This window comes from Neisseria sp. P0022.S010 (genome assembly GCF_051956635.1).
On the sequence record NZ_JBQCXF010000611.1, the window covers coordinates 1 to 1,642 of the forward strand.

The 1,642-nt window shown below is 50.4% G+C and carries 1 protein-coding gene, 2 tRNA genes and 1 pseudogene; 3 read left to right on the top strand and 1 reads right to left on the bottom strand.

Annotated elements, in window-relative coordinates:
- Positions 1-192 (bottom strand): annotated as a pseudogene (locus ACTHUT_RS19910) (polyamine aminopropyltransferase); the annotation flags it as partial.
- Between the two features lie 216 nt (positions 193-408).
- Between ACTHUT_RS19910 and ACTHUT_RS19915 the strand changes: the two are divergent.
- The 3 genes from ACTHUT_RS19915 to panB all read left to right on the top strand — a co-directional run bounded on the left by ACTHUT_RS19915 (position 409) and on the right by panB (position 1,515).
- Positions 409-484, top strand: a tRNA-Thr gene (locus ACTHUT_RS19915).
- Positions 485-520: 36 nt separating this feature from the next.
- Positions 521-596: transfer RNA gene (locus ACTHUT_RS19920), tRNA-Thr, on the top strand.
- 127 nt (positions 597-723) lie between these two features.
- Positions 724-1,515: a 3-methyl-2-oxobutanoate hydroxymethyltransferase gene (panB, locus tag ACTHUT_RS19925; protein ID WP_004521070.1), complete on the top strand. Its 792-nt coding sequence runs from the start codon at positions 724-726 to the stop codon at positions 1,513-1,515.
- Positions 1,516-1,642: the final 127 nt, after the last annotated feature.

Here is a 1,642-nt window from a genome sequence, read left to right on the forward strand (position 1 = left end):
AAACAGCAGCCAACCCATCATGGCGCGGCTGTACGACAACACCAGCTCGGACGGATGATCGACATTCATGGAGCTTTGAATGGTGTCGCTGCCCAAGTGCAGGGAACGGATATTGCCTTCTTCGGAAATGCCGACTTCAGGCAGATGGGATTTGGCTGGGCGCAGGCGGCGGTAAGGATGGCGGGGCGGCATGGACAAAGACGGAAAGATGTAGAAGGCGTTATTTTAACAGAAACCATGATGTTTTGCGCTGGGGCGGTTTTCAGACGGCCTTTTTGCGTGTTGGATGGAAAGATAAGGTGTGTATTTAATTTTCTTTAAAATCATTGGTTTTTATAATTTCGTGAGTAACTTTGTTTTAAAATGCTTGCCAAGATGGGAACTTATCGGCATAATGCCGACTTCCTTGCCGGTATAGCTCAGTTGGTAGAGCACCTGACTTGTAATCAGGGGGTCCCGAGTTCGACTCTTGGTGCCGGCACCAGTTAAAGACTGACGGTGCTGCAAGGCATTTCAGTAAGCCGGTATAGCTCAGTTGGTAGAGCACCTGACTTGTAATCAGGGGGTCCCGAGTTCGACTCTTGGTGCCGGCACCAATTAAAAGCCCGATTGTGAAAGCAGTCGGGCTTTTTGCTTATGCTTTGATATTTTAAAAGCAGACCTTATAATACCGCGTTTCCATTTATAACAAAGGGCTGCCCACCGGGCAGAACACACAACACCATGATTACCGTAAACACTTTGCAAAAAATGAAAGCAGAGGGCGAGAAAATCGCCATGCTGACCGCTTATGAATCCAGCTTTGCCGCGCTGATGGACAATGCCGGCGTAGATGTACTGCTGGTCGGCGATTCTTTGGGCATGGCGGTGCAAGGTCGTCAGTCCACTTTGCCGGTGAGCTTGCAGGATATGTGCTACCACACTGAATGCGTGGCTCGCGGCACTCAAAATGCCATGATTGTCAGCGATTTGCCGTTTGGCGCGTATCAGCAGAGCAAAGAGCAGGCATTTGCGGCGGCGGCCGAATTGATGGCGGCCGGCGCGCATATGGTCAAACTCGAAGGCGGCGTCTGGATGGCGGAGACCACTGAATTTCTGCAAATGCGCGGTATCCCTGTTTGCGCCCACATCGGCCTGACCCCGCAATCCGTGTTTGCATTCGGCGGCTATAAAGTTCAAGGCCGCGGCGACAAGGCGGAAGCGTTGCTCAACGACGCTAAAGCGCATGATGCGGCAGGTGCGGCAATCGTATTGATGGAATGCGTTCCTGCGGAATTGGCGAAAAAAGTGACCGAGACAGTTTCTTGCCCGACCATCGGCATTGGCGCAGGCGTGGATTGCGACGGTCAGGTTTTGGTAATGCACGATATGCTCGGCATTTTCCCCGGTAAAACCGCCAAATTCGTGAAAAATTTTATGCAGGGCAAAGACAGCGTTCAAGCTGCGGTCAAAGCCTATGTGGACGAAGTCAAAGCAAAAACGTTCCCTTCTGTCGAACATACGTTTGCCGGATAAAATAAAAACCAGGCCGTCTGAAACTTATTTCAGACGGCCTTTTTGATGAATAAAAGCGTATAATCGGCGCGTGATTTCCGTTGATGAAACGGCGGAAAAGATAAAGGATTTTTCAAACCATGCAAAT

Excerpts from the sequence above, each read along its gene's own strand:
- panB (WP_004521070.1), top strand. The coding sequence starts at position 724 with ATGATTACCGTAAACACTTTGCAAAAAATGAAAGCAGAGGGCGAGAAA.